Origin of the sequence: Stappia sp. TSB10P1A, from assembly GCF_900185725.1 — a bacterium.
In the GTDB taxonomy this organism is placed as follows: Bacteria; Pseudomonadota; Alphaproteobacteria; order Rhizobiales; family Stappiaceae; genus Stappia.
The window spans coordinates 304,863-319,304 of the sequence record NZ_FYAU01000029.1 but is presented as its reverse complement, the minus strand read 5'-3'; the positions used below and the strand labels follow the sequence as shown (position 1 = coordinate 319,304).

The 14,442-nt window shown below is 60.9% G+C and carries 16 protein-coding genes; 6 read left to right on the top strand and 10 right to left on the bottom strand.

Features of this window, described 5'->3' with window-relative positions:
- Window positions 1-18: 18 nt before the first annotated feature.
- From TSB10P1A_RS15315 to TSB10P1A_RS15305, 3 genes are read left to right on the top strand one after another with little or no spacing between them, the layout of a single operon-like run.
- The gene (locus tag TSB10P1A_RS15315; protein WP_186388793.1) at window positions 19-1,317 is read left to right on the top strand and encodes a nucleotidyltransferase; all 1,299 of its coding nucleotides are present in this window, start codon (window positions 19-21) and stop codon (window positions 1,315-1,317) included.
- Window positions 1,307-1,801 (top strand): hypothetical protein, encoded by a 495-nt coding sequence (locus TSB10P1A_RS15310; protein WP_186388792.1) that lies wholly within the window; start codon window positions 1,307-1,309, stop codon window positions 1,799-1,801. The genes TSB10P1A_RS15315 and TSB10P1A_RS15310 overlap by 11 nt, the downstream gene beginning before the upstream one ends.
- Window positions 1,791-2,822, top strand: coding sequence for a CBASS cGAMP-activated phospholipase (locus TSB10P1A_RS15305; protein WP_186388791.1), 1,032 nt, complete (start codon window positions 1,791-1,793; stop codon window positions 2,820-2,822). Before TSB10P1A_RS15310 ends, TSB10P1A_RS15305 begins: the two co-directional genes overlap by 11 nt.
- 271 nt (window positions 2,823-3,093) lie before the next feature.
- Here the strand turns inward: TSB10P1A_RS15305 and TSB10P1A_RS15300 are convergent, their stop codons facing one another.
- From TSB10P1A_RS15300 to TSB10P1A_RS15275, 6 genes are all read right to left on the bottom strand, one after another.
- On the bottom strand, window positions 3,094-4,008 hold the full coding sequence (locus tag TSB10P1A_RS15300) for an ArdC family protein (protein ID WP_186388790.1): 915 nt from the start codon (window positions 4,006-4,008) through the stop codon (window positions 3,094-3,096).
- A 536-nt stretch (window positions 4,009-4,544) separates the two neighbouring features.
- The gene (locus TSB10P1A_RS15295; protein ID WP_186388789.1) at window positions 4,545-4,721 is read right to left on the bottom strand and encodes a hypothetical protein; all 177 of its coding nucleotides are present in this window, start codon (window positions 4,719-4,721) and stop codon (window positions 4,545-4,547) included.
- A gap of 100 nt (window positions 4,722-4,821) precedes the next feature.
- A complete protein-coding gene (locus TSB10P1A_RS15290) occupies window positions 4,822-5,313 on the bottom strand; it encodes a GNAT family N-acetyltransferase (RefSeq protein ID WP_186388788.1) in 492 nt (163 codons plus the stop codon).
- Window positions 5,310-5,600 (bottom strand): DUF1778 domain-containing protein, encoded by a 291-nt coding sequence (locus tag TSB10P1A_RS15285; RefSeq protein WP_067217549.1) that lies wholly within the window; start codon window positions 5,598-5,600, stop codon window positions 5,310-5,312. Before TSB10P1A_RS15285 ends, TSB10P1A_RS15290 begins: the two co-directional genes overlap by 4 nt.
- A gap of 106 nt (window positions 5,601-5,706) precedes the next feature.
- Complete coding sequence (locus tag TSB10P1A_RS15280) at window positions 5,707-6,438, bottom strand: hypothetical protein (protein ID WP_186388787.1); 732 nt, start codon at window positions 6,436-6,438, stop codon at window positions 5,707-5,709.
- Window positions 6,435-6,752: a hypothetical protein gene (locus TSB10P1A_RS15275; protein WP_186388786.1), complete on the bottom strand. Its 318-nt coding sequence runs from the start codon at window positions 6,750-6,752 to the stop codon at window positions 6,435-6,437. The genes TSB10P1A_RS15280 and TSB10P1A_RS15275 overlap by 4 nt, the downstream gene beginning before the upstream one ends.
- A 201-nt stretch (window positions 6,753-6,953) precedes the next feature.
- On the opposite strand from TSB10P1A_RS15275, the gene TSB10P1A_RS15270 reads away from it, so the two are divergent.
- The 3 genes from TSB10P1A_RS15270 to TSB10P1A_RS15260 all read left to right on the top strand — a co-directional run bounded on the left by TSB10P1A_RS15270 (window position 6,954) and on the right by TSB10P1A_RS15260 (window position 8,384).
- Window positions 6,954-7,547: a recombinase family protein gene (locus TSB10P1A_RS15270; RefSeq protein WP_186388785.1), complete on the top strand. Its 594-nt coding sequence runs from the start codon at window positions 6,954-6,956 to the stop codon at window positions 7,545-7,547.
- Between the two features lie 232 nt (window positions 7,548-7,779).
- A complete protein-coding gene (locus tag TSB10P1A_RS15265) occupies window positions 7,780-8,100 on the top strand; it encodes a type II toxin-antitoxin system RelE/ParE family toxin (RefSeq protein ID WP_244293135.1) in 321 nt (106 codons plus the stop codon).
- Window positions 8,097-8,384 carry a helix-turn-helix domain-containing protein gene (locus tag TSB10P1A_RS15260; RefSeq protein WP_186388784.1) on the top strand — a complete coding sequence of 96 codons (288 nt, stop codon included), beginning with the start codon at window positions 8,097-8,099 and terminating at the stop codon, window positions 8,382-8,384. Before TSB10P1A_RS15265 ends, TSB10P1A_RS15260 begins: the two co-directional genes overlap by 4 nt.
- Window positions 8,385-8,817: 433 nt before the next feature.
- Here the strand turns inward: TSB10P1A_RS15260 and TSB10P1A_RS15255 are convergent, their stop codons facing one another.
- Genes TSB10P1A_RS15255 through TSB10P1A_RS15240 form a run of 4 tightly spaced genes read right to left on the bottom strand, consistent with a single transcriptional unit; the run spans window position 8,818 to window position 14,339 of the window.
- Window positions 8,818-9,672 (bottom strand): hypothetical protein, encoded by an 855-nt coding sequence (locus tag TSB10P1A_RS15255; protein WP_186388783.1) that lies wholly within the window; start codon window positions 9,670-9,672, stop codon window positions 8,818-8,820.
- Window positions 9,659-11,287, bottom strand: a complete 1,629-nt coding sequence (locus tag TSB10P1A_RS15250) for an AAA family ATPase (RefSeq protein ID WP_186388782.1) — start codon at window positions 11,285-11,287, stop codon at window positions 9,659-9,661. The genes TSB10P1A_RS15255 and TSB10P1A_RS15250 overlap by 14 nt, the downstream gene beginning before the upstream one ends.
- The gene (locus TSB10P1A_RS15245) at window positions 11,284-12,858 is read right to left on the bottom strand and encodes a restriction endonuclease subunit S (protein ID WP_186388781.1); all 1,575 of its coding nucleotides are present in this window, start codon (window positions 12,856-12,858) and stop codon (window positions 11,284-11,286) included. The genes TSB10P1A_RS15250 and TSB10P1A_RS15245 overlap by 4 nt, the downstream gene beginning before the upstream one ends.
- Window positions 12,858-14,339, bottom strand: a complete 1,482-nt coding sequence (locus TSB10P1A_RS15240) for an N-6 DNA methylase (RefSeq protein WP_186388780.1) — start codon at window positions 14,337-14,339, stop codon at window positions 12,858-12,860. Before TSB10P1A_RS15240 ends, TSB10P1A_RS15245 begins: the two co-directional genes overlap by 1 nt.
- Window positions 14,340-14,442 lie beyond the last annotated feature (103 nt).

Sequence of the window (14,442 nt, the reverse complement as noted above, 5' to 3'; positions counted from 1 at the left end):
CAGAAGGAACTTAAAGACATGTCCGGACCGGATCCTTTTCATAAGACTGACGCCCTCGATGAGGTGCTTATCGATGTGGCGGCGCTGATCGAACTCAGCCCGCACGACCGCGAGGTCGCCGAAAACCGCTACCGCCGCCTCAAGACTCATCTTGAGCGCCGTGGCAGCCCCCTTGCGCCATACCTGATCGACGGCGTCAGCCTGATCTACGCGCAGGGCTCGATCGCCACGAGCACGACCATCCTCAGCGGGACGGATGACGACCGCTTCGACGTTGACGCCATCGTCGAGATCGACGTGCCCACCGACTGGGACAACAGCCGAGCGCTCGACATTCTGGAAGAGTCATTGCAGGGGTTTCCGGGCGTCAACAAGATCGTGCGCTGCACCCGCTGCGTACAGCTCCAGTTTCCGTTCATGCACATGGACGTCACGATCCTCGACCGGCGGCAACGCCTCGCCGTGGAGAGGGCCGGCGAAATCTTCCATTCGCCCGACACTGGCCCGGCGCTGCGGGTGCCGTCGAACCCGTGGGGGTTCACCAACTGGTTTCGGAGTCAGGTCGGCGTCGGTCAGGAGCTCTTCGCGGAAGCCCTTCGGCGCCACCGCGGTGCGGTTTCCAAAGATCGCCTGCGCTATCTCGACGAGGAGGAGCGGCTGGTCTTCGCCAAGGCCGAGCAGCACGAGTTGCCGCCCGTCATCCCCAGTGCGATCGACGCGCAGGAGGCCGTCGCGCTCAAGCTGCTGAAGCGATACCTCAATCTGCTTTATGATGATTTGCCGCTGTCGCGGCCACCTTCGATCTACCTGACCAAGCGCGCCGGCTGTGTAGGGTACATCCCGCTCGGCCTCACCGTGCAGCTCTATGCCCTGGCCGACAGCACAGCGAAGATCATGCGCCAGCATCTTGCGAACGACACCCGCCCACGCGAAGTAAACCCTTCCTATCCGCCGGACCACATCAATGACCGCTGGCCCCGGCCCAAAGCCCCCGGCCTTGCAGACATGAAGGCGCTGGCCGAAGCGCTTGAGCACCTTGCGGCACGGCTGAAATTCATGGCGAGTGCGTCGCTGACCGATATCGCCAACACGATCGACGAGTTGTTCGGCGAGCGGATCGGCCAGGAACAGCGCGCCATCCTGATGGAGCGCTACGACCGACGGGACCGGGCTGCGCCGGTACTTTCCGCGCCACGCACCGGCGGCATCTATGCCCCAGCCGTCGTTGCCGCGCCGGAGCGTTGGCGTGAGGTGCCGCGGCACAATTTCCATCCCTTCATCCTTGGCGCTCCGACGGACGACCCGGATGAAAACTGACGGCGCGCGCTCGCCCGACGCCCAACTCAAGGCGATGGCCGGCCAGTGGCCGGACTTCCATGGCAAGAGACTGGGAGACGGCACATTGGTGTGGCGGGGCCCGCTGCGGCCCAAAGCCCGGCTGTATGAAGTGTTCCTCTTCTGGAAGCCGGGCGCGATGACGCTGCCCTATGTAATGGTTATCGATCCGCCACTGGAGCCGCGGCCGGGTGGCACTTTCGCTGAAATCCCGCACCTGATCTACGATACGAGCGATCCCCCCAGCTCCGGCCTCTGCCTGTTTGATCCCGAGGGCGGAGAGTGGTCCGCCGCGAGCCTGATCGCGGAGACGACTATCCACTGGACCGCCGAATGGCTCGCCTATTACGAGCTGTGGCACCTGACGGGCGCATGGCTCGCGCCCGGTGTCGGCCACGAAAGCGTGGCGCGTATGCACGCCGCTGACGCGCAGATCATCCGGGAAGTGAAGGCCGATGTTCACTGACCGCCGCGCCAACAGCCTGCCGACTCGCCGCGCGCGCCAGGCGTGGCCGTCGGACAGGCCGTTCAAAATCCTCTCGCTCGACGGCGGCGGGATCAGGGGGATCTACACCGCCGAAGTCCTGCGGCGTTGTGAAGAGAATTTCTGCGGTGGCGCGCCGCTGGCGCAGTATTTCGACATGATCGCCGGAACATCCACCGGCGGCATCATCGCTCTCGGCCTGGGGCTCGGCATTCCGACCACCGAGATCACCGGCTTCTACCGCGATGACGGCCGGAAGATATTTCCGCCGCTGCCGGATGGATGGATCGGCCGGTTCCGCCGGTTCCTGCGATCCCTCAACGGCCCGAAGCTGATCCACGAAGAACTGGAAAAGGCCCTGAAGCGCCGGTTTACCGATCATTTTCTCGGCGACTCCATGACCCGGTTGGTCATTCCGGCCTTCATGATGCCGAAGACGGAAATCGTTGTTTTCAAGACCGATCATCACAAGGACTTCAGGAACGATCACGCGACCCCGATGTGGAAGGTGGCCCGGGCAACCTCGGCAGCGCCGACGTATCTCAAGGGCCTTGAACATGACGAAAGCGGCCGGATTTTCATCGACGGCGGCGTGTGGGCCAACAATCCGGTCATGGTCGCACTCGTTGATGCCATCACCGCCTACGACATAAGTTTCGACCAAGTGGAGATTTTCAGCATCGGGACCGGCAATGCGCCCTTCTCCCTGCGCAAACCCGACGTGTTCCGGGGCCTGATCGCGTGGCGGGAAGCAATCAAGGCGGCGATGTTCCTGACCACCGACAACGCGACCGCCCAGGCGAAGTTGTTGCTTGGACCTGACCGTTGCCTGCGTATCGAGCCCTTCGAAGGGGATTCGGCGATTGAAATGGACGACTACGACGAAGCGTTTGCATGCTTGCCGGGTCTTGCAGCTGAGCATTTCGATCGCAAGCGCGCCGAGATTTCCTCATTCTTCAGAGAAAAGGTGTTGCCGCGGGAAAGGCATTTTTCCCGAAAGTAGCTTGTCCAGGCTAAAAGCGGACAACGAATATGAACTGGTACAGCGCTTCGTCGATCGCGTTTAGCAAAAGCTGAATCGAGAGGGCCTTCTTGATTGAACCGAAGGGGGCGACGAGCATCATGCTCTCGACGGAAGGAGGCATCCGAATGTTCAGTTCGCGCTGCCCTATCGCCAAGAGCCGACAGGCCGCCCACGACCCCAACCAGAACACGCTACCCCGGCCGCTCGGTGATCGAGCGACCGGGGCCGGCCTTGAAGCCTCACACCCACGCTACGCCGCAGCCTGTTCCGCCTCCCGCGCGATCAGCCAGTTGGCGGCCTCGGACGCTTTGGAGGCGGCGGTGAAGACAGCCTTCTTGTCGTCCTTGAGGACCTTGAGCCAGTGGGCGATGTACTGGGCATGGTCGGCACGGGGCTCCGGCGTGATGCCGAGATCGCCGCACAGGAAGGCCGCGCCAAGCTCGGCGACAAGCTCCTCCATGGCGTAGCTCTCGGCATTGAACCGGCCGACGAGATTGCGGTCGAGACGGTCCGGCGCGCCCGACCAGTGGACCAGTTCATGGCACAGGGTCGAGTAGAAGCCCTCCGCCGGTGAGGTGGTGGCGGTGCCGGTGAAGCGGCGACGCTCTGGCATGCGGATCATGTCGGCGGACGGGATATAGCAGGCGCGGTCTCCGCCTTCCTCGATGCTGGCGCCGGTTGCCCTGGCGAAGGCCTCGGCGCGGGCGATCGGGTCGAAGACGGGCTCATTGGGCAAGGGCCGCTCCTCGGCGGCAAGATCGAGCCCCTCGACCTGGGCGGCGTTGAAGACGAAGCTGGCGCGGGCCATGAAGCGCTCGGACTGCTCGCTCTCGCCGGTCTGTTCGTTGGTCTCCTCGACCGACAGCGTCTTGTAGAAGACCACCAGCGAGGATTTCTCGCCGCGACGCACCTGCGCGCCGCGCGCCTGCCACTGGCGATAGGTGCCCCACAGATGCGAGGGATAGTCCTGGACCTGCGCGGCCACCCAGAGCGAGACGATGTTGACGCCGTTGTAGGGATTGCCGGAGGCGATGTTGACGGGGCGCTTCATTGAGCCGCCCTTGCTCCTGATCCAGGGCAGGCTGAACGCGCCGGCGCTCTCGAGCGCGTCGACGATGCGGTTGGTGATCTCCTGGTGGACATCGAACTTCTGAATACGGGCCATGATGTATCTCCTTGTGCCTGTTGAGGCCGCGACCACTGCGGCCTGACGGCGTCCGGAGAGGCAGGGAGAGGCGCGCCCTTGCACCCCGAGCGAGCGGAGCGGCCAGCGAGCGGGCGGGCGAAGCGGAAAGACGGCGCATGCCGTTGCAAGGACGCTCCTCCCCTGCCAGGACCGCCAGCAAAGGCCGCAGGCGGCGCGGCCAGAATGGTGGGCACCAAGGAGGCATGGCCCGGGGGACAGTGGCGGTAGGAGGAGAGCGGGAAACGGATCGAGCTCAGAAGATGGCGGCGTTCACGGTGTCACTGCTGGAACCGCCAGGGACGAACTGCGGATCGACGGGAAGCGCGTCTCTGCCCCGGAGACGGTTGCGGCATCATCATCGCTGCTCGGGTGGGTGCTATCGGGACCGGAACACCAGCGAGGTGGTGAGGCCGGTTGCGGTCAGTGGCAATGCGGGAGATCAGGCCGAGGGCACGCGCGAGACGATTTTTGCGGGCAAGGCCTGTAGAGAGGCAGGACCTGCAGCGCCGCGTTGCTCAACGACAGGCCTGCGCGTATTTGCCGAGCACGGCGGCAATTTCCTGCTCGGTGACGAAGCGGCCCTTGTCGGCATCCTCGATTCCCTCGCGGACCCCGGCTCTCCACGCCGCGCGCCGGGCGTCGGCATCGAGGGGGCGATCAGGCGTGTCGGGATTTTGGGATCGATCCGTCATGGCTCCAGCTTGCCACAGCAGTCAGTCCCCGCCCAGACAAAGCGCCAATCCACTCACAGGCAGGCTCCGGTGGATGTTCGCTCGTTGTGCTGCGCTGGGTCTACAGGCCGCGCAGGTCCTTGATCAGGGCAAAGAGATGCAGCGGATCGGTGGGGGACTCGACAAAATCGAAGCGCCGGTAGAAGGCACGGGCGGCATCGTCCTTGGCATGCACGGCAAGCGCCCGGATGCCGGCAATGTCGGCGGCCTGCAGGGTGCGCAGGACCGCGTCACGCAACAAGCCGGCGCCGACGCCCTTGCCCTGCCAGTCGCGCGCGACGGCAAGCCGGGCGAGCAGCATGATCGGCACCGGATGACGGGCCAGTCCCTTGACCAGACGCTCCGGCGCCTCGGCATGGGCGACCTCGCCGACGACCAGCGCGTAGAAGCCGATGACAGTGTCATCCGCCAGGCCAACATAGGTCTGGGAGGCATTGGCCTGCTGATTGGGGAAGGCAAAGCGCGCCAGAAAGCGGTTGAGTGCCGGCTCGCCGCAGTCGAACGGGTCGACCGCGTGGCGTCGTGTCAGCTTCTCGACGCGGAAGACCGTCACGCCGGTTCGTTGCCGGAGAAGATGCCGGGCTCGTTCAGCAGCCTGCGCATGCGCGGCATGTCGCGCACCGGCGCATCGAGCGCGCTCTGGAAGGCTTCCCAGCGCGCGCTGTCGAGCCCGAACTGGCGGCGGTCGGCGAGCGTCTCCTCGGCATGGCCAAGGGCGCTTTGCAACACATAGTCGCTGACCGTGCGCCGTTCGGCGGCGGCCGCCGCCATCAATATGCGCTTGGCCTCCGGCGTCAGGCGCAGGTCGAGCTTTTCGGATCGGGTGGTGCGTGTGGTCATGTCAGCCTCTTATGTTCACCTTATCAGAATTTGCCAGACAATGTCACGACAATTCTGATCGTCTCGACCAACATTACGCAGGTCCTCATACGACCGCCCGCCGCCTCTATCGGGTAAGGCCGGGGATGGAGGCAGGTGTAAAGGAGGACGGGATCATGTCGTCCTCGATGGCAAGGTCTGTGTCCATCGCGATCTCGGATGCAAGCTCTGGAGCTTGCGCGCGCACGGCTTCGGGCATGGCGGTCTTCAGCTCGTCACGCAGCTCGTCGAACTCCTCGCGTGAGATCTCGCCCGCATCGATCCGCTCGCGCGCTGCGTCCAGCTTCTGCTGGTAAGTGAGGATAGCCTCGCGCTCCTGCGTCAGCGCTTCATACTGATCGATCGCGTCCCGTGCCGTTTCCCAACGCGGACGCTTGTCGTCAATCTCAGTTGGATGAATGGTGGTGTCGGACAGTTCCTGGCCATGTTCGTCGAACACGCGCAGTCCGTCTTCTGTCTTAAACACGCGGCGACCGTCGGGGAGTACGTGGGCCTTGGCGAACAGCTCATCCAGTCGCTCGCGCGCCTGCATCAGGTTCCGCTCATTCTCCTGAAGCGCCGCAATGGTGGCGGTGTCATAGCTGTCGAGTTCAACGCGGAATGTCTCCATCTCGCTGGCGGAGACCATCACCATGGCAAAGTCCATCAACTCGGCTTCATCGCCCTGCGCATCCTGACGGCGGTCGCGGCGCAGACGCTCTTCTTCCTGCTGGCGTTGGAACGCCCGCAAGTGCGCGGCAAGTCCGGCGCTTGTGCGGAAGACGCGACCGAGATCACCAATGCCAGGCGGATGCATCATTCGCCGCATGCCTCCTTCACCATGACCGCCAGCAACGTCGAGGGGAAATGCCCTGTGTGCTGCCGAAACACGGCATCGACACGCGCAAACGACACGGCGGTGTCCTTGTAGAACCAGTCATAGATGCAGGTCATGCCGCGTTCGTCCTTGGACCCGGCAGCAATTGTGTCCTTTCGGAACCGGGCATAGGCCAGTCCTTCGACAATCCCCATGACAAAGGCGGCGCGCTCGCGGGCAGGCATTTTCTCCATGACGACACCCGCCGTCATGTTGGTGGCGTAGCTCGGATGAACACCAGTCGCGAGAAAGAACAAGACTCCGGAAAGACCTGCCTTCAAACCTCTTGTTACTTTTCCAATACCGCTCAAAACCGTCCCGTTTTGTGATTATTTGAATAATACGCCCAAAATTTGGTATACTTTTATAGAAATCAGGGCCTTGAGAGCCTGTGACCGATCACACCCGCCAGGCACGGCGGCAGGAGCAATAGGGGACGGTTTCGAGACAGACGGGAAGTGAGCAAGCCATTGAAAAAGAACAAAAAGATCGCATACATCCGCGTGTCCACCTCCGAGCAGCGCCATGACCGCCAGGTCGAGGGCCTGCGCCAGTTCTGCGACGAGCTCCATATCGAGACCGTCTCCGCCTGCGGCCACAGCCGGCCCGTCCTCGACAAGGTGCTGGCGCGCCTCTCTCCCGGCGACACGCTGGTGGTGTGGGATCTCGACCGGGCTTTTCGTTCGGTGGTCGATGCACTCACCCATGCCGAGGCGCTGCGGGCGCGCGGGGTGCATTTCCGCATCGCTAATCTCAACATCGACACGTCCACACCGGCAGGCATCTTCGTCTACACGATGATCTCGGCCCTGGCCGAGTTCGAGCGGCGGACACTGTCGCAGCGCACCCGCGAGGGGATGGCTGCCGCGCGCAAGCGCGGCGCGCGGATCGGGCGGCCTCCCGCCTTAAGCCAGCGCGATATCCGCAAGGCGCGGCACCTGATCGAGCAGAAGGGTTTATCGGCAAGTGCGGCAGCGCGCACCCTCGGCGTGGCCCGCTGGACGCTCGTGCGCACCCTGCGGCGGCAGGAGGCGGTAGTCGCTTCGTGTTGAACGACTGGTGGAAAGCAGCCGAATCCGCTAGCCTTAACCGTATGAGAACACGCTTAAAATCCTCGCCCGGCAGCGCATTCGCAGACGTCAGGGAACGGCACATTCTTACCCGGTCCACGCGCGGTAGAATGGCCGTCCCCGATCTTGGTGCCGCTCTATCGGAACGGGACCGCACGACCAGCGGGAAGAACCGTTATGATTGCAAAATCATGTCAGATTTGATATATTGATCATGTGGACTGTTGAAACGCTTAACGCGACGGTCGATGCGGAGCTGGAAGCGCTCCCGGCCGATCAGATCGCCAAGTTCCTGCGGATTGGCGAGTTGATCCAGTCGCTGGGTCTGGAGCGCGTTCGCGAACCCCATGTGAAGCATCTGGAAGGCCCGCTCTGGGAAATCCGGATGAAGGGCAGAGATGGCGTTTCCCGCGCCCTTTATGTGGTGGCAAGACCAAAGCGGGTGGTCGTGGTCCGGGTGTTTGCCAAGAAGACGCAGAAGACCCCGCGCCGTGAGATTGAGCTCGCCTTGAAGCGGGCGGAGGACGTGACATGACGAAGCTGAATGAGCTGAAAAAGACGTTACTGGAGCGCCCCGATGTGCGCGCCGAGTACGAAGCCCTGGCGGAAGAGTTTTCGATTGCCGAGGCGCTGATCCGCGCCCGCGCCGAGGCGGATATGACTCAGGAAGAGGTTGCCCGGAAGATGCAGACCTCGCAGTCCTATATCGCCAAGCTGGAAAGCGGCCGCGTCAGCCCGTCGATGAAGGCCCTGCAGCGCTATGCGGCGGCGACGGGGTCGCGGCTGAGGATCAGCCTCGAGCATGCGACGACGCCGTAACACCGAGCAGCGCGGCGGCGGCCCGCACTCTTGGTGTGGCCCGCTGGACGCTTGCAGGGACACTCAAGCGAGAGCGTGAGGCGACAGGTCGGCAATTGAAAGAGAATTACGAATTCTGTTTGGCGTCCGCTTCCGGTCCCAAGTGAGCCTTTCACACCGGACTTCAGGGCACTCGAAACTTGCCATTCATTCAGCACTTGCTTTCGGCTCAAGCGGGGCCATTCAGAGACGGTCGTCTTTCGGAAGGCAAAATTGAATAAGCAGACTTTCAAACTATGCGCTCGCGGTATGCCTCCTTTCCGCTGGGCCACTCCGATATGTTAATTTTTTTTGGAAGGTAAGAAGTATCATGGTCGTGCCTTGCCGCCCATGATGATGACTACGTGCAACTCCACGCGATTAGCGCTCAGCACACTCCCACCGCGCAGGGAACTTAGGCATGCCGCAACCCAAATAGATAGTCTTCATGTGAAGAAGGTTCAATCATGGCGGCACAGAAAGCTGAAAACGGGGCTGGCGCAGAGCGGAGCCGGGCCAATTCTGCGATGGCGCTCGCATATCCGTTCTCATGATCCGCGTCGCCGGTTTCCAGCTTGGCAAAGAAACGTTTCGCGTCCCTCTTAAGCTTCTCGATGCGATCCCTTAGTTCTAGCCGGGCCGTCACGAACTCCGAATGGTTGATGCTATAGAGTTCGATCGACCTCGCGGCCTTGCCGTGCTTATACGCTTGGTCCTCCGGGAAACGTGGCATGGCTTCGCCATCCTCTTTAAAGGTGATGAGTTCCGGCTCGTGAGCGACACAAGGGTCAATTAGCAGCGGTTTCTCGGCACCATAGTCCACATCCTCGGCGTAGGCGCGTTCGGCCTCATGCTGTATTGGAAAGTGATCGGCCTTGCCTCCGGTCCGACCTGCTTCAACGTCCTGACGACGGCGATTGGCGACTATACAGCTAAAGCGATAGTTGGAGGGGTCATAAGCGAGCCACCAATAACCGGGATGAGGGAGTTCGGCCGCGATCAATTCGGCCACACGGCCCTTCGGTCGATAGTGATCGACATCGACATCCGTACCAGCTTGCAGCGCTTCAGTGTACCAGCATTTGCCGTGGGATAACTTGCGTAGTTCAAGCTTCAGTTCCGACCAGATCCGGTTGTTCGGGTCGCTTAGGATTTTTTGTCGCGCCGGACCATCAGCGGCGTCCACTAGCTCCTGCAGGAGTTTCGCCGCTTTGTCCTTCCAGCCCGCCGGGTAAGTGATCTTAGCCGGATCATACTCAATGCGCCGCATCCGGCGCCTCCATCTCGCCCCGCGCAATCATGTCTTTGACGATCCGAGCCGCGATCTCGCGCCGGCGCTTGTGAAGCTCAGGGTTGTCGTTCGCAGAGCCGCGCTCGTGGTCTGTTTCTAGTTCACTCCGAATCTGCAAATACTCCTGGTAGTCTCCATCCCAGTGGCGTGAGGAAAAGCCTAGGATCGCGAGTTCCTGGTCCAATTCGCGGAGCCGTACCTTCTCTGCCTCGTCGAGTTCAGTCTTCTCTGCAAGGGTGCGGCGTTGACGGATCAATTCTTCCGTCGGGGCGTCCAAGGTAGTGTAGAGCCCGAACATGTCGCTCGTCAGGATGCCGGCATACCCCATGCCTCGGGGGCTATACGCCGGCTCCGTCGCACGAACCTGACCGCCCTCGTCGCGCCACATGACCTGTATCTGCTCCTTTTCAAGTTCCGCGATGGCTAAGGGATGGTGGCTGACCATCAGCAAGTGACTCGTTTCATGGTTCGGAACAAAATCTCGCAGGAAGCCGAGATATTTGACCGCCCAAGCCGGGTTCAGGTGGGTATCGGGCTCATCCAGCAGGAACAGAGAGTCCGCACCACCGGTAAATTTTAGTAAGCCCAGCACGGTCAGCAACTGTTGTTCGCCCTCGCTGAGTTCGCGGAAAGACAGCGGGGTATCACTAGAATCCAACCCGACAGTTACCCGAACCTCTGAGATAATCTCAGAAAGGAGTGTACTTTCCAGCATCTTAAAGAAAACATCCGGAGAGAGATCGCGCGCAAAATTTCGCAGACTGTCTAAGTCTGGTAGGAACAAGTGCACAAACTCGTTCCTCACGCCCTGACCTGTCAGCGAAGTGGTCTCGGGTCTTCGGACGCGCACAGGTGCCAGAGACAGAGGATATAGACGGTCGAGAAACTCTCTGACTACCCCGTCAGCACCCCAGAAGCGCTCGCGTGGCTTTCTCACCCACGCGGGCCGTCTCATTACGAAATGGACGGAGTCCAGACCGGTGATTCCGAGATGGGTTCTCAAAAAGGCCCTTTCATCTTCATCCATATGGCTCAGGAAAAAGGCGAGTAAGACGAACTGGCTATGGATTGGCTTGGCATAGAAGAGCGGTCTGATGTCACCGGCCAAATCAACTTGGTTTCTGAGCAGACGCCGATAGAAGTCCGTGCGGTGGCGACGGAAATAATCCTCAAGTCGGTCGCTTGGCCCAGAGTAGTAGGCGAACAGGTATTTGGGCAGGAACTCCGCCCTGCCGTCACGTGTGCGATGGAGGCGGGCCTTTTTGATCGCCTCCCCCCCGGCCTCCAGAGCTTCTAGGCTGGGCGCATGGCGGGCATCATACTGATCGGCCGGCTTGCGATCAGGATCGGCGTCGATGCGAACCCACACAGTGGAGTCTCCGGTCCCGAGTCGGTAGACTAGGCGGTAGGAGAAGGGCGGAGGATCGCCCAAGTCGAGGTTGCGAAAAATCGCAACAAGCGCTTCCAGGACATTTGACTTGCCCGAGCCGTTACGGCCGACGACAACCGTCATAAGGTTGGTCTGGTCGAAGTCGATGCAGACGCCCTCCAGATTCTTGAACCGGGACCGGATTTCGAGGACGTCGACTTTCATCGGTCAGGCTCCACCATTGAGAAGCGCTCGCCGTCCGTCACTGTGCGCCGGATGCTTCCCTCTGCTAGGGCTCTTCTGAGTTCTAAAAAGAACTCTTCGATCTGAAGCACAGAGGCGTCATCAGGATAGCCGGCTGCGCTGAACAGCGACTGCCCGTCGAGAGGTTGCCCAGCCTGCGCAAGGGCTTCGACCAGCGTTTTCGTTGGCATAACCTTCGTCCTCCCAGCTTTTCCGACGCGCGGTCGCGACGATCCTATAGCTTGCGGCTTACTGCGAATCGCTTTCTGTAGTCGCGCGATCGTGGGCGCGACTTCCAGTTCCGACTGCCGCGAAAGGCGTCCGGCTAGGGCCCTGGCCTCAAACGCGTCTATTAGATTTCTGGTATCGGTTCTCAGAAGGGCGAGAGCTTCCGCGGAGTTGCGAATTTTCGTGATCAGGCTCCGTGCGATACGAGCGATATCCTGCTGCTCCGTCAACGGGCGAAGCGGAAAGTCGAGCCCAGCAAACCGACGAAGGCCAAGATGCGCCAGATTCGTCGTAATTTTCGCTATCTCGCGGAACCGACCCATATGCTGATAGGCGCGAAAGACGACCAATGCGTATTCCGGATCGACAAGAGGGCCCGCCCGGAACCGAATCAAGGTGTTGGTGAAGGCGACGCCACCCGGTTCGCCACGATACATGGCGGCACGACCGACCAGTTCTAAACTCTGACCTTCGTTGATTAGGATGTCGCCCGGCAGCAGGCGATACCGCTCGAACTCCGCGTCTTCGAAATTCATCGTCATGAGGTCGGCCGCGTCGATGTGGTCATCGAGTACATTCGCGACCCGAAGATAGGGACGCATCGAAGGACCTTTGTGCACATCCGGCGAGCGTTGTCGGCCGATCTGAAGTTCGCCAACATCTTGGATACGTATAATACTCGTTCCACCTTCACGAAGCGGAGTGGAAATCATACGATCCTGATCGGGCCGCAACAGGCCGCCGGTGATAGTCCTGACCAGAACCTGTCGTTCAACGTAGGGGAGTCCCTCGATCATCGCCTTCAGTTCGATATCGACCGCAGCAAGGCGGCCCGCGGTGTTCGCCAGCGCCGTCACAATGCGATCCTGCTCCGATCGCGGCGGAAGCGGGATGGGGATTCCTTCCACTGCAGAACGAGTCAAATGCTTCAGGCCAGCTCCCCCTTTTGCCTGTTTTACTAAATTCGGCAAGTAAGCGTTGATCGCAATTCTTAGAAATTGGGCATTGGCGATCTTGGGATCGAAGACGATCTTGAAGATGTGCTGATTCAGAACGGCTTCGCCTCTCGACCAGATGTGCGCTCGGAACGATGTCCCCGGTGTGCCAGACCAGCCGAAAAGTAGATCGCCGTCACTGACCCGATGGCGTTCTTCCGTTGCGCCCGCAAACCGGTTGAAGGGTGCATCGGGGTTTCGGAGGTTCTGGATACGAATAATGGGCAATCCAACGGTGGACCAGTCCGAAGGCTTGAACGCCCGACCGTTGACAAGATCGCTGAACGCGCCGAGCTTTGTGGAAGCCCAGTTGGCTGGGAGCTCGGCCATTAGGGCTTCTGGCGTTCAGGCTTGATACCCGGGCCGGCGGCGAGCGCCTCCAACACCTCGCCAAGCTCTCCGGAAATCCAGTCTAGGGACGTTAACATCTGCTGAAGCGCTTCGTGAACGTCTTCCTGCGCCAGGTCACCTGCGATATCCCTGTCCGCGTCGAGCCACCCCGTTGCAACCTCATCGAGATGTTCGACGACCTGAGCGCGAGTAAATCGCTTAAGCCTATCGTCTTCCGTGCCATTGAGCTCGCCACCGCCCCGAACCTGTTCGAATGCGCGCTCGAAAGTCTCAAGGTCCTGCCGAGCAAGGGGCCGCCGCTTGTTGAAGCGGGGCATACCGCTTCTCAGATCGTAGAGCCAGACCTCCCGCGTCGCTGGGAACGCGGTTCCGCTGCGCTCGAAGTAAAGAACGTGGGTGCTGACATTCTGAGCATAGAAAATCCCAGTTGGCAGCTTCAGCATCATCCGGAGATCGCACAGCTCCGTCAATTCCTCCCGCACCTTCTGGGCTAGTCCCCTTTCGAACAGCACATTGTCTGGTACCACGACGGCCGCTCGGCCACCTGGGCGAAGGGCACGATAGATGTGCTGAAGGAACTGTAGCTGGCGGTTCGACGACGTGTGGGCGATGTCTTCTCGCGCGCTCCGCATCCCGGCAGTGCGGCTGCCAAAGGGCGGGTTGGCCAGCACGACGTCGGCCTCACTCAGCTTCTCCGCATCAGTTGTCAGCGTGTCGCCCAGGTAAATCTTCGCGTTCATGCCGTGCAGGAAGGCATTCATGAGACACAGCCGATGAGTGCCCCGCTCTATCTCCATGCCTTCGTACCGAGGTGGATTGGCCTGGTATGCAGCCATACCGCGCTTGTTGCGAATGAATTGGTCGGCGCTGATCAGAAAACCGCCTGTCCCGGCTGATGGGTCTTGGATAATTTCTCCTAGATCTGGCCGTGTGCAGGCCACCATGCTGTCCACCAGTGCGCGCGGCGTGAAATACTGGCCGGCTCCGGAACGGGAGTCCTCGGAATTCTTCGCCAATAGCCCCTCATAGACCACGCCGATCGCATCCGCGGTCAGAGAATGCCAATTCAAGGCATCGATACCGGCGATGACAGCCTTCAAGTTCTCCGAATGAGAGAAGACTGTAGTTGGGAAAGTGTAGATGGAGCGGACAAGCTCAGACTCGGCCGCGGCACCAAGGTGGGTCAGGAATTCTTGATAGTGTCCGAGCAGATTAGGGCCGTCGTAGCGGACTAGATCAGACCATCGATAGCCGTCTGGCAGCAGAGATTCCGCTTCCGTTTCCTCCGCCAATTTGAGGAAAAGCAAATAGGTCAGTTCGGAGATATATTGATTGTAGCCTACACCGTCGCCTCGAAGAATATTGCAGAGTGACCACAGACGGGCAACAAACCCGCGGGCGGCGTCGCCGCTAATTCGCGTGGCCGTATCGCGTATGTCGGTTATCTGGCGTTCGATCATATCATTCTTGCCCTGCGCCCCAGCGTTTGTCTGAGTTTTAGTGGCATAGCGGACTAAGAGTGGAGTGGCAATCGATCGGTGGTCAGTCCGAGCGCGCAACAGC

Bases quoted from the DNA above. Each gene is read 5' to 3' on its own strand.
- TSB10P1A_RS15315 (WP_186388793.1), top strand. From the start codon at position 19: ATGTCCGGACCGGATCCTTTTCATAAGACTGACGCCCTCGATGAGGTG.
- TSB10P1A_RS15310 (WP_186388792.1), top strand. From the start codon at position 1,307: ATGAAAACTGACGGCGCGCGCTCGCCCGACGCCCAACTCAAGGCGATG.
- TSB10P1A_RS15305 (WP_186388791.1), top strand. From the start codon at position 1,791: ATGTTCACTGACCGCCGCGCCAACAGCCTGCCGACTCGCCGCGCGCGC.
- TSB10P1A_RS15300 (WP_186388790.1), bottom strand. From the start codon at position 4,008: ATGGCCCGTATTCAGAAGTTCGATGTCCACCAGGAGATCACCAACCGC.
- TSB10P1A_RS15295 (WP_186388789.1), bottom strand. From the start codon at position 4,721: ATGACGGATCGATCCCAAAATCCCGACACGCCTGATCGCCCCCTCGAT.
- TSB10P1A_RS15285 (WP_067217549.1), bottom strand. From the start codon at position 5,600: ATGACCACACGCACCACCCGATCCGAAAAGCTCGACCTGCGCCTGACG.
- TSB10P1A_RS15280 (WP_186388787.1), bottom strand. From the start codon at position 6,438: ATGATGCATCCGCCTGGCATTGGTGATCTCGGTCGCGTCTTCCGCACA.
- TSB10P1A_RS15265 (WP_244293135.1), top strand. From the start codon at position 7,780: ATGTGGACTGTTGAAACGCTTAACGCGACGGTCGATGCGGAGCTGGAA.
- TSB10P1A_RS15260 (WP_186388784.1), top strand. From the start codon at position 8,097: ATGACGAAGCTGAATGAGCTGAAAAAGACGTTACTGGAGCGCCCCGAT.
- TSB10P1A_RS15255 (WP_186388783.1), bottom strand. From the start codon at position 9,672: ATGCGGCGCATTGAGTATGATCCGGCTAAGATCACTTACCCGGCGGGC.
- TSB10P1A_RS15250 (WP_186388782.1), bottom strand. From the start codon at position 11,287: ATGAAAGTCGACGTCCTCGAAATCCGGTCCCGGTTCAAGAATCTGGAG.
- TSB10P1A_RS15245 (WP_186388781.1), bottom strand. From the start codon at position 12,858: ATGGCCGAGCTCCCAGCCAACTGGGCTTCCACAAAGCTCGGCGCGTTC.
- TSB10P1A_RS15240 (WP_186388780.1), bottom strand. From the start codon at position 14,339: ATGATCGAACGCCAGATAACCGACATACGCGATACGGCCACGCGAATT.